This window comes from Nocardiopsis sp. M1B1, from assembly GCF_052466615.1.
Genome location: NZ_CP196194.1, coordinates 1,913,726 through 1,929,321, shown reverse-complemented (window position 1 = coordinate 1,929,321; position 15,596 = coordinate 1,913,726). Strand labels below are relative to the sequence as shown.

General features: G+C 72.6%; 13 protein-coding genes. All 13 read right to left on the bottom strand.

The genetic code is table 11. The features are described 5' to 3' along the window. Nucleotides 1-5: 5 nt before the first annotated feature. Complete coding sequence (locus ACSTA4_RS08325) at nt 6-755, bottom strand: YebC/PmpR family DNA-binding transcriptional regulator (protein WP_212640880.1); 750 nt, start codon at nt 753-755, stop codon at nt 6-8. Beyond that, nucleotides 752-1,360 carry a pyridoxal 5'-phosphate synthase glutaminase subunit PdxT gene (gene pdxT / locus ACSTA4_RS08320; RefSeq protein WP_444963044.1) on the bottom strand — a complete coding sequence of 203 codons (609 nt, stop codon included), beginning with the start codon at nt 1,358-1,360 and terminating at the stop codon, nt 752-754. The genes ACSTA4_RS08325 and pdxT overlap by 4 nt, the downstream gene beginning before the upstream one ends. Nucleotides 1,361-1,497: 137 nt before the next feature. After that, the gene (pdxS, locus tag ACSTA4_RS08315; protein ID WP_378636349.1) at nt 1,498-2,409 is read right to left on the bottom strand and encodes a pyridoxal 5'-phosphate synthase lyase subunit PdxS; all 912 of its coding nucleotides are present in this window, start codon (nt 2,407-2,409) and stop codon (nt 1,498-1,500) included. 182 nt (nt 2,410-2,591) lie between these two features. Beyond that, the gene (locus tag ACSTA4_RS08310; protein WP_444963043.1) at nt 2,592-3,095 is read right to left on the bottom strand and encodes a hypothetical protein; all 504 of its coding nucleotides are present in this window, start codon (nt 3,093-3,095) and stop codon (nt 2,592-2,594) included. Nucleotides 3,096-3,405: 310 nt separating this feature from the next. Then, a complete protein-coding gene (locus ACSTA4_RS08305; protein WP_444963042.1) occupies nt 3,406-4,611 on the bottom strand; it encodes a glycosyltransferase family 4 protein in 1,206 nt (401 codons plus the stop codon). After that, entirely contained in the window at nt 4,608-5,909 is a 1,302-nt protein-coding gene (locus ACSTA4_RS08300) for a phosphatidylinositol mannoside acyltransferase (RefSeq protein WP_444963041.1), read from the bottom strand. Before ACSTA4_RS08300 ends, ACSTA4_RS08305 begins: the two co-directional genes overlap by 4 nt. A gap of 61 nt (nt 5,910-5,970) precedes the next feature. Continuing rightward, nucleotides 5,971-6,600: a phosphatidylinositol phosphate synthase gene (gene pgsA / locus ACSTA4_RS08295; RefSeq protein ID WP_019606993.1), complete on the bottom strand. Its 630-nt coding sequence runs from the start codon at nt 6,598-6,600 to the stop codon at nt 5,971-5,973. 502 nt (nt 6,601-7,102) lie between these two features. Further along, complete coding sequence (locus ACSTA4_RS08290) at nt 7,103-7,678, bottom strand: HIT family protein (RefSeq protein ID WP_444963040.1); 576 nt, start codon at nt 7,676-7,678, stop codon at nt 7,103-7,105. A gap of 965 nt (nt 7,679-8,643) precedes the next feature. Next, the gene (locus ACSTA4_RS08285) at nt 8,644-10,284 is read right to left on the bottom strand and encodes a DUF885 domain-containing protein (RefSeq protein WP_444964122.1); all 1,641 of its coding nucleotides are present in this window, start codon (nt 10,282-10,284) and stop codon (nt 8,644-8,646) included. A gap of 121 nt (nt 10,285-10,405) precedes the next feature. Beyond that, nucleotides 10,406-10,999 carry a GTP-binding protein gene (locus ACSTA4_RS08280; RefSeq protein WP_013151867.1) on the bottom strand — a complete coding sequence of 198 codons (594 nt, stop codon included), beginning with the start codon at nt 10,997-10,999 and terminating at the stop codon, nt 10,406-10,408. 34 nt (nt 11,000-11,033) lie between these two features. Next, the gene (locus ACSTA4_RS08275; protein WP_223839293.1) at nt 11,034-11,450 is read right to left on the bottom strand and encodes a DUF742 domain-containing protein; all 417 of its coding nucleotides are present in this window, start codon (nt 11,448-11,450) and stop codon (nt 11,034-11,036) included. A gap of 98 nt (nt 11,451-11,548) precedes the next feature. Beyond that, nucleotides 11,549-11,950 carry a roadblock/LC7 domain-containing protein gene (locus ACSTA4_RS08270; protein ID WP_013151865.1) on the bottom strand — a complete coding sequence of 134 codons (402 nt, stop codon included), beginning with the start codon at nt 11,948-11,950 and terminating at the stop codon, nt 11,549-11,551. Nucleotides 11,951-12,182: 232 nt separating this feature from the next. Continuing rightward, nucleotides 12,183-15,431: a sensor histidine kinase gene (locus ACSTA4_RS08265; protein ID WP_444964121.1), complete on the bottom strand. Its 3,249-nt coding sequence runs from the start codon at nt 15,429-15,431 to the stop codon at nt 12,183-12,185. Nucleotides 15,432-15,596: the final 165 nt, after the last annotated feature.

Sequence of the window (15,596 nt, the reverse complement as noted above, 5' to 3'; positions counted from 1 at the left end):
GGAAGTCAGCCGATCTCGGCCATGACCTCGTCGGGGATGTCGGCGTTGGTGAAGACGTTCTGCACGTCGTCGGAGTCCTCCAGCGCGTCCACCACCCGCATGACCTTCTTGGCGGTCTCGGCGTCGACCGGGACCTCCATGGTCGGCAGGAAGCTGGAGTCGGCGGAGTCGTACTCGATGCCCGCCTCCTGGAGCGCGGTGCGCACGGCGACCAGGTCGGTGGCCTCGCAGACGATCTCGAAGACGTCGCCCAGGTCCTCGACCTCCTCGGCACCGGCGTCCAGCACCGCCAGGGTCACGTCGTCCTCGGTGGTGCCCTCCTTGGACACGATGACGACGCCCTTGCGGTTGAAGAGGTAGGACACCGAACCGGCGTCGGCCATGTTGCCGCCGTTGCGGGTCACGGCCACGCGCACCTCGGAGGCGGCGCGGTTGCGGTTGTCGGTCAGGCACTCCACCAGCAGGGCGACGCCACCGGCGGCGTAGCCCTCGTACATGATGGTCTGCCACTCGGCGCCGCCCGCCTCCTCGCCGGAGCCGCGCTTGCGGGCGCGTTCGATGTTGTCGAGCGGCACGGAGTTCTTGCGCGCCTTCTGGATGGCGTCGTAGAGCGTGGGGTTCCCGTCGGGGTCTCCACCGCCGGTCCGCGCGGCCACCTCGATGTTCTTGATCAGCTTGGCGAAGAGCTTGCCGCGCTTGGCATCGATGACGGCTTTCTTGTGCTTGGTGGTGGCCCACTTGGAGTGGCCGCTCATGAATGTCCTTTCACGATGTCGACGAAGAGGCGGTGGATGCGCGTGTCGCCGGTCAGTTCGGGATGGAAGGACGTGGCCAACAGGCCGCCCTGCCGTACGGCGACGATCCTACCGGCCTCGTCGGGGCCGGGCACTGCTCCGAGCACCTCGACCCCGGGCCCGACCGACTCCACCCAGGGCGCGCGGATGAACACCGCGTCGAAGGGGTCGCCCCCCAGGCCGTCGATGTCCACGGCCGCCTCGAAGGACTCGGTCTGGCGTCCGAACGCGTTGCGGCGCACCGTCATGTCGATCCCGCCGACGGTCTGCTGGTCGGCGGTCCCGCCCAGGATGCGGTCGGCGAGCATGATCATCCCGGCGCACGTGCCGTAGGCGGGCATCCCCGCGGCGATCCGCTTGCGCAGCGGTTCCATCAGGCCGTAGCGCACGGCCAGCTTGGACATGGTGGTGGACTCCCCGCCGGGGACGACCAGCCCGTCCAGGGCGTCGAGCTGGTCGGGGGAGAGCACCTTCACGGTGCGCGCGTCCAGGGCCTGGAGCGCGCGCAGGTGTTCGGCGACGTCGCCCTGGAGGGCGAGGACGCCGATGGTGGGTGTGGCGGTCAAGTACGGCCTCACTCGTGGACGTAGGCTCGTGTTCTGCCGGGTGCGGGTGGCGGGGCCGGTGCGGCCCCGCCACCCGCACGACGGACGCGGGAGGCGTCGTCGGGCGGCGGTCGCGGGAGGCGTCCGCCGGGCGGCGGCTACCAGCCGCGGCCGGCGTAGCGCTGGGAGTCGGACAGCTCGTCCAGGTTGATGCCGACCATGGCCTCGCCCAGGCCGCGGGACACACGCGCGATGACCGCGGGGTCCTCGTAGTGCAGGGTGGCCTGCACGATGGCGTCGGCGCGCTTGGCCGGGTCGCCGGACTTGAAGATGCCCGAACCGACGAACACGCTCTCGGCGCCGAGCTGGCGCATGAGCGCGGCGTCGGCCGGGGTGGCCACGCCTCCGGCGGAGAACAGCGGGACGGGGAGCTTGCCCAGCGCCGCCACCTCCTTGACGACCTCGTAGGGGGCGCGCAGCTCCTTGGCCGCGCCGAACAGCTCGGCCTCGTCCAGGGTGCCCAGGCGCCTGATCTCACCGCGGATGGAACGCATGTGGCGGGTGGCCTCGACGACGTTGCCGGTTCCGGCCTCGCCCTTGGAACGGATCATGGCCGCGCCCTCGGCGATGCGGCGCAGCGCCTCGCCCAGGTTGGTGGCCCCGCACACGAAGGGGACGGTGAAGGCCCACTTGTCGATGTGGTAGGCCTCGTCGGCCGGGGTGAGGACCTCGGACTCGTCGATGAAGTCGACGCCGAGCGACTCCAGGACCTGGGCCTCGACGAAGTGGCCGATGCGGACCTTGGCCATGACCGGGATGGAGACGGCCTCGACGATGCCGTCGATCATGTCGGGGTCGGACATGCGGGCGACGCCGCCGTCCCTGCGGATGTCGGCGGGGACGCGCTCCAGGGCCATGACCGCGACGGCTCCGGCGTCCTCGGCGATCTTGGCCTGCTCGGGCGTGACGACGTCCATGATGACGCCGTTCTTGAGCTGCTCGGCCATGCCGCGCTTGACACGCTCGGTGCCGACGGCGTTGTCGGAGGTGTTCGGTGCGTTGTTGGCCACGGTGGTGGACTCCCGTTGTCTCGGTTCTGCTGAGGGCTGCTCTCGGGCAGCGGAGTCGGCGGCCCCACGCGGCGGTACGCGGACACCGTCGGCGCCGCGCACCCTGGTCGACCAGCCCCCCATCCTACTTCCACCCCCTTTCGAGGGTTTTGGCCAGATAGGTGTTTTCCCGGGGCCCGTATCTACGGGGTGTCGGGGCCGACGGGGAGGAGCGGAATCCGCGGCGGCTGGTCGTCGATCTCGAAGAAGTCCGGCAGGGGCGCCGTGCCCGCCAGGCGGAACGTCCGGACGAGCCGGGAACGGCGGGCGCGGCGGGTGTCGGAGACCGCGCCGTTGTAGAACGTGCGGGCCATGTGGACGCCCTTGGCGGCGGCCTCCACCTCGATCAGATGGGGCCGCAGCATGTCAGAACGCCCGAGCGGCCCCGGAGATTCCAGTGCCGCGCGCAGCGTGCGCGACAGCGCGCTCTCGGCCAGCTCGCGTTGCCGGTCGCGCGCTCCGTCGGCGGCAGCGGCGGCCCCGGGCAGGGCGCGCGTGGCGTCGGTGCCGTCGGCGGCGGCCAGCGCCGACGCGGCGGCCAGGCGCCGCTCCAGGGCGGCCTCCAGGGCCGCGCGTGCGGTGTCGACCCGGTGGTGGAGGCGGTGCAGGCGGGTGGCCCGCCAGGAGAGGTAGAAGCCGAACAGCACCAGGGCCAGGAGGATGCCGACGACGGTGGCGGCGAAGAGGACGTCCTCGGTCAGGGCCGCTCACCCCGTTCCGCGGGGCTGGGCGTGCGCGGCGCCGGGGCGGGTGTCCTGGCAGCGGACACGGACGTGAGCAGAGCCGGAGCAAGCGCCCGGAAGACGGGGACGGGCGCACGAAGGGGCGGGGCGGGCGCACGAAGGGGCGGGACGGGCGCACGAAGGGGCGGGACGCGCGTCCGGAGGGCGGTTTGCGGAGAGGGCGCCGCGGATCCCGGCGCGCACCCGGCGGACGCCTCCCCTGCGACGACCGCGGTCACGTCGTTCCCCGGCGCAGCAGGGCGGTGGCCCGGGGCCCGCCGTCCAGGCCCACCCCGGCGGAGTGGCCGTCCCCGTTCCCGTCCCACAGCAGGACGGTCCGGTAGACGTGGGCGACGTCGGCGGCCACGGTGTCCCAGTCGTAGGCGCGCACGGCTCGGCGGGCCGCGCGCGAGAGCTCGGCACGCCTCCCGGGTGCGTCCAGCAGCGCACCGGCGCGTTCGGCCAGGTGGGCGGGGTCTCCCGCGGCGAACAGCTCCCCGGCGGCACCGCCGTCCAGGACCGCGGCGAAGGCGGGGATGTCGCTGGCCGCGATGGCCGCACCGGAGGCCATCGCCTCGGTCAGCACGATGCCGAAGCTCTCCCCGCCCAGGTTGGGCGCGCAGAACACGTCGGCGGAGTGGTAGGCGCGCGCCTTGTCGGCGTCGTCCAGGCGCCCGAGCAGCACGACGCGTTCGCGCAGGTGCTCGGGAACGGCCTCCATGGCGGCCGAGGCGTCGCCGGGACCGGCCACCATCAGGCGCAGTCCGGGGCGTTCGGGGGCCATGAGCACGAAGGCCTCCAGCAGGACGCCCAGCCCCTTGCGGGGTTCGTCCAGGCGGCCCAGGAAACCGATCGAGCCGCCCTCCCCCGGCCAGCCGGGCAGGGGTTCGGCGTGCGCGAACCTGCGCACCGCCACCCCGTTGGGGATGAGCACGGCGTCGCCGCCCAGGTGTTCGACCAGGGTGCGCCGGGCGGCCTCGGACACGGCGATGCGGCCGTTGATCTTCTCCATCGCCGAACGCAGCGCCGGGGAGCTCACCGCCATCGCCCGCGACCGGGGGTTGGCGGTGTGGAAGGTGGCCACCACGGGGCCGTCCGCCGCCCAGCACGCCAGCAGCGAGACGCTCGGCGCGGACGGCTCGTGGATGTGCAGGACGTCGAACCCGCCCTCGGCGATCCACCGGCGCACCCGCGAGGCGGCCCTGGGGCCGAAGGTGAGCCGGGCCACCGAGCCGTTGTAGGGCACGGGGACCGGTCTTCCGGCGGGAACGAGGTAGTCCGGCAGGGCGCCGGTGTCCGCGTCGCCCACCGGCGCCAGTACCGACACCTCGTGCCCCATGCCGGTGAGCGCCTCGGCGAGGTCGCCGACGTGCTGCTGCACCCCGCCCGGGACGTCCCAGGCGTAGGGGCAGACCAGGCCGACCCGCATGCCCACGGTCACCCGTTCCGTTCGTCTCGTCCGGGGAGCCTCGCCCCGCTGCCTTGAGGGGCCCCTACCCCGTTCGCAGCGGTGAACCCGTCCCGAGCGCCCGGTGCGGTGCCGTCGCCCGGCCCTCTCCGCGCGCCGCCGTTCGGTGCGGTGCCATCGTCCGGGCTTTCCGGGCCAGCGCTGCCCAGTGCGGTGCCGCTGCCCGGGCCTTCCTGCGCTCCGCCCTTCGGTACCGCACTGTCGCCCGACCCTTCCTGCGCGGTGCCGCGCGGTGCGGTGCCGTCGCCCGGCCTTCTCCGCGTGGTGCTCTCGTCCGCCGCCGGAGGCGCAGCGGTCTCCGCGGTCGCCCCTCGCGAGACGCGCGCGCGGTCGGCGGCGACCGAGGTCGGCGGAACGCCGCCGTCGGCTCCGTGGCCGCGCGCGGCGCGCGCGTGGTCGGCGCTGAACACCGGCTGGAGCATGTGCCAGTCCTCGGGATGCTCGGCGATCGCCCCCTCGAAGACGCGGACCAGCTCCTGGGTCGTGGCCTGGACCCGCTCGGCGCGGGTGGCTCCCCCGGCGACGGGGATCTCGTCGTGGACCCGGATGTTCCAGTACGGGCCGTCGTACCAGAGTGAGACCGGCATCAGGGCGGCGCCGGTGTTGAGGGCCAGCGCGGCGGGCCCGGCGGGCACGCGCGCACGCTCCCCGAAGAAGTCCACCTCCAGGCCGGTGCCGCTGATGTCGCGGTCGGCGAGCAGGCACACCAGTCCGCCCTCGCGCAGCCGCCGGGCCAGGGTGCCCACGGTGTTCGAGCCTCCGGTCAGCGGCAGCACCTCCATGCCCAGGGACTCGCGGTAGGCGGTGAAGCGCTGGAACAGGCTCTCGGGGCGCAGCCGCTGCGCGACGGTGGTCAGGGGGGTGCCCCTCAGGGCGATCCAGGCCCCGGCGTGGTCCCAGTTGCCCATGTGGGGCAGGGCGGCGACCACGCCTCGGCCCGACCGGACGTGCTGCTCCAGGACCTCGATCCCGGTGGCGCGGGTCCGGCCCAGAACGTACTCCTCACCCATCGCGGGGAGGCGGAACATCTCGTAGTAGTAGCGCATGTAGGAGCGCATGCCCGCGCGGGAGAGCGCGCGCAGCTGGGCGTCCGTGGCCCCGGGGCCGACCAGGCGCCTCAGGTTGCGCTCCAGACCGCGCGTGCTCTCGTCGTGGGCGCGCCAGGAGCGGTCGGCCAGGCGTCGGAACAGCGCCCGCCCCGTGCTCTCGGGCGTGCGGCGGATCATCGCCCACCCCGCCGTGTAGGCCAGGTCGGCCGTGCGTTCGTCCACGTCGTCTCCCCGTTCGCCGTTCTCCCCGTGGCTCCGTTGCCTCGTACGTTGCCTCGTACGCTCAGGCTCCGCCGTTGGCTTCGCCGGTCCCCGCGGCACCCTCGACGTAGTCGGGGTCGTTGAGTCGGGCGCGGGTCTCCACCAGGCGTTGGAGGACGGTGAGCAGGCTCATCGCGGCCAGCAGCCACAGGCCGCCCGCGAGGACGTAGGGCACGTCCAGGCCGCCGAGTCCCACGGCGACGAGGATGACCACCAGGCGCTCCGTGCGCTCGGCGACGCCGACGTCGCAGTTGACGCCCAGGCCCTCGGCGCGCGCCTTGATGTAGGACACCATGAAGCCGCTGACCAGGCAGAAGAGGGTGAGTCCGGCGAGCAGGGGGTCGTCGCCCTCACCGATGAACCACCACAGGAGCCCGGAGAGGATGGCGGCGTCGGCCACCCGGTCGAGGCTGGAGTCGAGGAAGGCGCCGAACGCGCTGGCGCTGTCGCGGGCCCTGGCCACGGCCCCGTCGAGCATGTCGAAGAGCACGAAGACCGTGACGACGACCGACCCGGCGTACAGCTGTCCCTGCGGATAGAAGAACAGGGCGCTGACGACGACGCCGAGGGCGCCGACGATGGTGACGATGTTCGGTGTGAGGCCGAGTCGGGCCAGACTCCGGCCGAGCGGAGTGGTGACCCGGGAGACCATGGGGCGAAGGATTCTCAGCATGTCTTCTTGGAATCGTAGGGCGGGAACGGTCGTGGAGGTGGGAACCGCACCGGCGGGGGTGGGGACCCACCGAGGAGGTGGGAGGCCGACTGCGGGAGTCGGAATCTTGCAGGATGCGGAATTCCGCCGGAGTCGGAATCCCGCGGGAGTCGGAATCCCGCGGGAGTCGGAACCCTGGGGAAGTCGGAATCCTGCGGGCGGAGCGGCTCGGGGGCCGGGCTGGGTGGGCTCGGGTGGACTGGTCGGGCGGGGCGGGCGGGTCGGAGTGGTCGGGCGGGGCTGACTGGATGTGCGGGTCGGACTGGGCGGGCGAGTCGGAGTGGTCGAGCGGGCTGGTCGGGCGGGTCGGGGTGGTTGGGCGAGTCGGACTAGGCGTGGGGGTCGGACTGGGCGGGCGGGGCCGCGTGGGTGGGCGGGGCGGCGTCCGGGGGGCGGTCGCGTGCTCGGGTGAGGGCGTTTCGCGTGCTCCCGTGGGCGCGCCCTACTCTCTGGGCCAGTGCGCGGCCAGCTTGGACCGGGTCTGCTCCAGCATCTCGGGCAGCACCTTGGTCAGACCGACCACGGGCATGAAGTTGGCGTCGCCGCCCCAGCGGGGAACGATGTGCTGGTGCAGGTGGGCCGCGATCCCGGCACCGGCCGCGTCGCCGAGGTTCATGCCGACGTTGAAGCCCTGCGGCCCGTAGGCCGCGCCCAGCGCACGGATGCCCTCCTGGGTGAGGGCGGCCACCTCCGCGGTCTCCTCCTCGTCCAGGGCGGTGTAGTCGGACACGTGGCGGTAGGGGCAGATCAGGATGTGGCCGCTGTTGTAGGGGTAGAGGTTGAGAACGGCGTAGGCCGACTTGCCCCGGGCGACCACGAGGCCCTCGGGGTCGGACAGTCCGGGGGCGCGACAGAAGGGACACCCGTCCTCGGGGCGCGAACCGCTGGGCTTACCCTCGCCCTTGATGTAGGCCATGCGGTGCGGTGTCCACAGCCGCTCCCAACCGTCGGGGCTCCCCGTCCCCACGGCGGGAGGGTCGCCGGGAACGTCTCCGTGCTCGTCGTCGGCACCGCGCATGGCTCGTCCGTTTCCGTCGCCTGTCCGTACTCTCTCGCGCCTCCAGCATAGAAGCGCGACGGCGACCGCGGGCCGAACCCGGCCCGGCCTGTGGACAACTCCGCGGGCATCCGAGGCCGAGGGTGTCCGCGGGAACCCGCAGGGACCGGTCGTGCCCGTCACGGCCGCCGGTGTACCAACGTGTGAAGGGCGGGCGGAGTGCCCGGGCAGGTGTTCGCCCCGGGGCCGAGGTGGGCGGAACATGGACGGGTGCCGCGCCCGCCGGGCGGGGGTGGTTGGGTGGGGCCCTCAGCGCACCGCGCCCTGCGGGGCCGACGGTTCGTGGTCGCTGACGCAAGGACGTTCTATGCCAACCCCCAGGGGTGAACGGCCCACTCGACGTTCGACCCCAACCCCCTACGGCACGCCGCCAGCCCGGGCTCTACGGGTGCCTGGTCACCGTCACCAGCACGCCCTACGCCAACCCCGCTGTACCCAGCGCCAGCCCGGGCTCTACGGGTGCCTGGTTGCTGACGCAGCGACGCTCTACAACGTGCGGACCCCCTACGACGCGCGGTCACGCGCGGGGCTTCATGGTCGCTCTTGGCCTGAACCGTGTACCCCCCACCCCAGATGGCTGAGGGAGATTCCCGGTGGGCGTTCCCACCGGCGACCTCCCGAACCCCTTCGTGACGCCCACCAGACACCTCGAACGACCGACGCGCAGGGATCTCCTTCGGCAAGTTCGCTGGGCGAACTTGCTCTCAGTCGGTCCCCGCCCCCAGCACTCAACCTCGAAGCCAGAACCCACCACGACCACCCACCCCCCAGGGGCTGACGTGGAACGCGCACGCCCTACGGGTGCCTGGTCGCCGTCACCGGCACGCCCTACGCCAACCCCCCAGGGGTGAACGGCCACCACACATGCCACCCCAACCCCTACGGTGCGCCGCCGCTGTGCGCTCTACGGGCGGGTGACTGCGTCCCTACAGCTCCAGCAGGGTGCGCAGGTGGCGCGGGGGCGGGCTGCCGTGGGCGAGCATCGCGTCGTGGCGCTCGCGCTCGGTGAGCGCGGGGCGGGCCGAGGCAAGGTCGCTGGCGATGTCGGAGACCTCCGCGTAGCCCACGTAGTAGGTGGACAGCTGGGCGCTGGTGAGCTGGGCGCGGCGCCACTTGCCGACGGCCTCGCCCTCCTCCTGGTGCCCGCGCTGGGTCATCAGGGAGATCGCCTCGGCCTCGGTGATGTCGCCGGTGTGCAGGCGCACGTCCAGGATCGCGTTGATGATCATCCGCAGGCGCATCTTGAGCTGCACCAGGCGCAGCGCCAGGTCCTCGCGCCGGTCGCCGGACCAGCCGTGGCGGGCCAGCACCTCCTCGGCGTAGACCGCCCAGCCCTCCACGAAGGTGCCGCTCCACAGGGCCCGGCCCACCCGGGTGCCGCCCTCGTGCCGGGCGGCGTGGGCGAGCTGGAGCGCGTGACCCGGAACGGCCTCGTGGGCCATGAGGTCGCGCAGCATGACCGCGTTGTACTCGCGGAAGAAGGACTCCCGGCGCTCGGCGGGCCAGTCCTCGGGCGGCGGGGCCACCGCGACCAGGGTCGGCTGCTCCCCGGACCGCGGGTCGAGGGGGCCGGGGGGCTCGCAGTAGGCCACCGACACCCCGCGGCGGGCCTCGGGCATCGGCACGATCCGGACCGGGTCGTCGTGGACCGTCACGATGTCCAGCGCGCGCACCCGCTCGTTCAGGTGCAGGAGGGCGTCGGCGCAGGCGGGGCGGACGGTGTCGGCGTCGATGGCGCCCCGTGCGGCCAGCTCGGCGAGCGCCTCGGCCACCCCCTCGCGGCGGCGGGTTCCGCCCAAGTACTCCGCCGCCGCCTCGGCGATCGCCTCCTCCGTGGCCAGCAGATCGCTCTCGGCGCGCACCAGCAGCGCCTCGGGTGAGAGCTCGGAGTCGAGGGTGTACCAGAGCTGGGCGGCGAAGTCGCGCTCGCCCAGACGAGGGTCGGCGGTGGCGGTCTCCAGACGGTCCCGCAGCCAGGCGGCGTGTTCCTCCACGGCGGCCAGGGCGGCCTCGCGGGCCGGTTCCAGGGCGGGGGGCGCCGCTCCCGCGGGCACGTCGGAGACGAGCATGGCACGGGCCCCGGCCGCCTGGGCCAGGGCCGTCTCCACGTGCACGCGGGGCATGCCGGGGCCCTCCGACAGGCGCGAGCGCGCGGTGGCGAGGTGGTCGGGCAGGGCCGCGCAGCGCGCGGCGAGCGCCGACAGGCGTTCGGGCAGGGGCAGGGCCTCGCGCTCCACGAGGGCGTGCAGGGCCTCACCCGGCGAGTACAGCAGCGGGTCCCACGTGTGCGGGCGCAGTTCCGCGGTGTGCCAGAGGTCGGCGCTGACGCGGGTGCGCAGCACCTCCAGGTCGACCCGGTCGCCGACGGGGATGAGGTCGGGGTCGATCTCGTCCAGGGAGCCGAGGGCGTCGGTGAGCACGGAGACGCGGCGCACGTCGGCCTCGACCGAGCGGTCGGACAGGCGGGAGGCGCCACGGGTGTCGCCCAGGTCCAGCGCCCACTCGGGGGCGTCGTGGAGCAGGGAGTCGAGCACGCGCTCGGCCACCTCGCGGAACCGCCGGGTCATCGCCCCTGGGTCGGGCTGGGAGGAAGAGCTCATGGCGCCATGATGCCAGCACGGACGCCCGGTTCCCGTCCGACGGGAACCGGGCCGTGCTCTGTGCGGGACCCCGGCCCGGGTGGCCCTCCTAGCGCCAGGAGCTCTGGCCGCCCGTGGAAGTGGGCTGTCCGGCCGCGCCCTCGGGGTCCCCCACCGTGATGGCGTGCTCGACGAGGGTGATGAGCGTCGACTTGGTGGAGGCCTTGTCACGGGCGTCCACCTGGACGATCGGGATCTCCGGGCTGAGCGTCAGCGCGTCCCGGACCTCGTCGGCCGCGTGGGGGTAGTAGCCGTCGAACCCGTTGATCCCCACGATGAAGGGCAGACGCGCCTCCTCGAAGTAGTCGATCGCGGGGAAGCAGTCCGCCAGGCGGCGGGTGTCCACCAGGACGACGGCGCCGATGGCGCCCTTGACCAGGTCGTCCCACATGAACCAGAACCGGTGCTGTCCGGGGGTGCCGAACAGGTACAGGATCAGGTCGGAGTCGAGGGAGACGCGGCCGAAGTCCATCGCCACGGTGGTGGTCTGCTTGTCCGGCGTCTTGGCGAGGTCGTCCACCCCGACGCTGGCGCTGGTCATGACCGCCTCGGTGGTCAGCGGCACGATCTCGGAGACGGAGCCAACGAATGTCGTCTTCCCGACACCGAAGCCCCCGGCGACGACGATCTTGACCGACGTCATCGCGTTCCCCCCAGCACCGCCTTCCTCGGCTGGGCTAGAGCTTGCGAAGTCCACTGAGCACCCTTTCAAGCAGGTTGGTGTTGGGACGGGCGTCGTTGTTGAGCGAGGACCTGATCTGGACCAGTCCCTGCTCGGACATGTCCGCCACAAGCACCCGCGCCACACCGAGCGGCATCCGCAACAGCGCGGAGATCTCCGCCACGGAACGCCATTCCCGGCACAGGTCGCTGATCGCCTGCCATTCGGGCGTCAGCGTCCCAGACTCGTTGCGGGCCGCCGCGGTGGCCGAGATCAGGGCTTCCAGGGGAAGCTGCGACTTCGGCTTGGTGCGGCCCTTGGTCACCGCGTAGGGACGGACCAGAGAACTGGGCGCGCTCCCCGCAGCGGATCGTTGGTCGTACGGTTGTTGGATTGGTCGGGGAACATCTCCGCCGCCCGGAACCGCCGGCATTCCCCCCGTGGGGGGACCGCTCGGCTGTTGTCCGAACCACGAGGCGCTCCCGGCATCTCTACTGTGAGGTGCCACCACTTCCTCCTGTCGGTGGTGGTTCAGTGGATTCCCGAGGTGCGCGCCGTTGGTGTCAGCGCCCGCCCCGCCCGCTCGACGAGCAGGGTCATCTCGTACGCGACCAGACCCAGGTCGCTCTCAGCCGACGCCAGGACCGCCAGGCAGGAGCCGTCGCTGATGGCCATGATGAGCATCAGCCCCCGCTCCATCTCCACGACGGTCTGGGCGACCGCTCCACCCTCGAACACCCGGGCAGCACCCTGCGTCAGGCTCGACAGACCGGAGGCGATGGCCGCCAGCTGGTCGGCCCGGTCCGCTGGGAAGCCCGCCGACGAGGCCAACGGAAGGCCGTCAGAGGAGACGACGATCGCGTGGGCTACGTCGGGGACACGGTCGGCAAAGTCAGTGATCAACCAGTTGAGTTCATTCACCTGTCGACTCATCTGATCTCCTGTCCAGTTTCGCCGGCTGGTCTCTGGGCACTGCTACCGCCGGCACGGCATGTGACAGCACTGCCTCTACGAACTGCCCGGCCCCTCCCGTGGGGGTGGCCGGGAGTCTGGTGTTCTGCTCTCGTCGAGCTGTGGGTAAGACGCGTCCGAGAAGCTCGGTAGATGCTATTGCATCCAGCCCCCGGGATTAAGGGGGACCCCGTCCCGCCAGGTTCCACTGAGGTCACCCCTCCGTCGAGCCTTCCCCGAGCCGGTCCCGTCCCTCGCGGACGCCCTTCTGGAAGCCGGAGAAGCGGTTGCGGACGCGGTCCGCGCTGCGCGTGGGCATCTGCTTGAAGTTCTCCGGCTTGGGCGCCGTCCCCGGAACAAGGTTTGCCTTGGGAACGCGTTTTGGCAAGCCCGAGGTGGTCAGTCCGTCCGCCTTGGGCTCCGCCGCGGTCCGCGCGGCCTTCCAGCCGCGGTCGGCCTCGGAGGTCCACTCCTGGGTGGAGCGGGGCGCCTGGTCGGTGCTGGCCGGGGAGCGCTGCTCCTGGGCCGCCGGAACCTGCCGGATCGGGCCGGTCTCGGTCGTGTCCACCGTGGGGCCGCCGCTGCGGCGCTTGAACCAGTTGGACTCGATCGCGTCGAAGATCGGCAGCGAGTCGCTCTCCTCACCCGACGGGGTGGGCGGCACGACGGTGTTGTTCGGCCCCTGGGCGCCACCGTAGCGGCGGGAGAGGTAGGCGGTCGAGCCGTACCCCTCGCGGGAGTCGATGCCGCCGGAGCGCCAGTTTCCGCCGTCCTGGGACGAGGGGACCGCCGGGAAGGTCTCGGTGTTGTCGTCGCGCTCGCGGGCCGCGGGGCGCTCGTGGGCGCCGGTGTCGCGGCCGCCGAACACGTGGCCCGAGCCGTTGTCGGAGAAGGCTCCGTTGCCCGAGGACGCGCCGTTGCCGGCGGGGGCTCCGGTGTGGCCGCCCGACTGCGCGCCCGCGCCGCCGAACGCGTCGTAGGGCTCGTTCGCCGTGGAGCGGAACGCGCCGGTGTCGGTGGCGGGCCGGCGGAACTCGCCCGTGTCGCCGGTGGGGCGGCGGAAGGACCCCGTGTCGGAGGGCCTGCTGAAGGCCCCGGTGTCCGACGAGCGGCCCACGGAGCCGCCGCCGAAGGAGTCGCCGCGGGGGCTCGGGTCGAAGAAGTTGCGTCCGCCGGTCTCGGACTGCGGGCGCTGGGGCTCGTCGTCCTCGGAGGCGTCGTAGGGGTCGACCACGGGACGGCCGTTGGCGCCGCCGGAGGGGGCTCCGGTGGTCCCGGCTCCCCTGGTGGTGTCCCACACCGAACCGGTGCTGGTGTTGCCCCACAGGTCCTGGCCGCTGGGCGGGTGCTCCTCGGTGTGGGATCCGGTGGGCTGACGCCTGGGCAGGCCGCCCAGGTCGCCGGGGACGCCGCCGCTCTCCTGGGTCTGCCAGGGGTCGTTCGGCTCGACGGGCGCCGGGGTGGAGGCGAAGGCCGCCTCGGCGTCGGCGTAGGTGTTGGGCGCGCCCGAGGTGAGCTCGGGGCGGCTGTCCGCGCCGCCCAGCGCGTGCTGGCCCTCGACCGGGGTGATCAGCAGGTCGGGCGGGAAGATGACGTGCGCGGTGGTTCCGCCGCCGTGGGCCTCCTCCAGCCGCAGCTTGACGCCGTGGCGGTGGGCCAGGCGCGAGACCACGAACAGGCCCATGCGGCGCGAGACCGCGACGTCGATGACCGGCGGGGCGGCCAGGCGGGCGTTGATCGCCGCCATGTCCTCGGGCGCCATGCCGATGCCGCTGTCGGTGACGTCGACCTGGACGCCGCCGTTGTCGAGGGTCTTGGCACTGACCAGGACCTCGGTGTCGTGCGGGGAGAACGAGGTGGCGTTCTCCACCAGCTCGGCGACCAGGTGGATGACGTCGTTGACGGGGCGGCCGAGCACCGAGATGTGGGAGGGGGCGCGCACGTTGACGCGCTCGTACTGCTCGACCTCGGAGACGGCGCCGCGCAGGACGTCGACCAGCGGGACGGGCTGGGCCCACTTGCGGGTGTTGTCCTGGCCGGACAGGACCAGCAGGTTCTCGTTGTTGCGGCGCATGCGCGTGGCGAGGTGGTCCAGCTGGAACAGGTCGGAGAGGCGGTCGGCGTCCTGCTCGGACTGCTCCAGACCGTCGATGAGGCGCAGCTGCCGTTCCACCAGGGTCTGGCTGCGGCGGGACAGGTTGACGAACATCGCGTTGACGTTGCTGCGCAGCGCGGCCTCGTCGGAGGCCAGGGTGAGCGCGACGCGGTGGACGTCGTCGAAGGCGCGGGCCACCTCGCCGATCTCGTCGTGCGTGTCGACCTCGATCGGGGTGACCTTGACGTTCTCGGGGACCGTCCCGGCCTCCTGCATCCGGTTGATCGCGTCGGGCAGGTCGCGCTCGGCGACCCGGCGCGCGCCGTCCTCCAGGGCGCGCAGGGGGCGCACCAGGGAGCGGACCACGAGGGAGGTGAGGACGAAGACCGCCAGGAGCACGGCCGCGACGACGAAGAGGTCGATCAGGGCGCGGCCCATGGCCTCGTCACGCAGGGAGTCGGCGTCGGCCGCGATGCCCTCGGCGATGCCCTCCTCGACCGTCTGGAGGCGTCCCAGGGCCACGTCGGCGATCTCGCGGTAGTCCTCGGGGCCGTCGTTGGCGGTCACACCGGTGAGGTCGTCGTTGCGGTCGGCGCGGTACATCACGCGCATGCGCATCGTGGAGACCTGGCTGACCTCCAGACCGGTGAAGTTGTCGTCGAAGATCTGCCGCTGCTCCTCGGAGGCGGCCTGGACGAAGTTGGAGATCTCGCTCTCGTAGCGGGCGCGCGCGGAGTCGATGGCCTCGGCGATACCGCCGGTCATCGTGTTGCGGGCCAGGGAGTGGCCCATCAGCGCGGTCTCGTAGGAGAGCTGGTCCCGGGCGGTGGACAGTGCGGTCAGCGTGCGCACGCTCTCGCGCAGGTCGGTGTCGCCGGTCTCGTCCGCCATCGTCTGGTTGAACTCGGCCAGCGAGCGGGTGATCGTGCGGTACTTGGTGACCACCGGCAGGACGGTGATACGGGTCTCGTCGACCTCGGTGCGCAGGGCGTCCAGCGTGGAGAGCTGGGTGCGCATGCTGGACAGGCGGCTCGTGGCGGTCTCGTTGTCCACCTCGCCCATGTCGTCCAGGCGGGCGGTGAGGGTCTGCTGCAGGTCGCGGGAGGCGTCGCGCTCCTCCTCCATCCGCTGGCGAAGCTCGTCCGAACGCCGCGCGGGGTCGGCGTTGTCGGAGATGTAGACCGCGCTGGCGCTGCGCTCGTGGCCGAGCTGGTTGGCCAGCTCCACGATGAGGACGCCGACCTCGGCGCGGTCCTGGATGTGCGCGTGGGTGACGGTGGAGACCGCCGCCTCGTAGACCCGCAGGCCGCCGAGTGCCAGGGCTACCGCGGTGGGGATGACGATGAGGGCCACCAGTCGGGAGCGCACCCGCCAGTTACGTGGCCGCCACCAGTCGGCTCTGCGCTTGGGCGTGGCATCGGCATGTTCGGCCTGCGCTGCCTCGCTCTGCGCGCCGGCCCCGTTTTTCGTCGCTCGTGTCGACACGGACCCTCGCAACCTTTCGTGTCACCGCTTCGGGCGGCTGGTTGGACC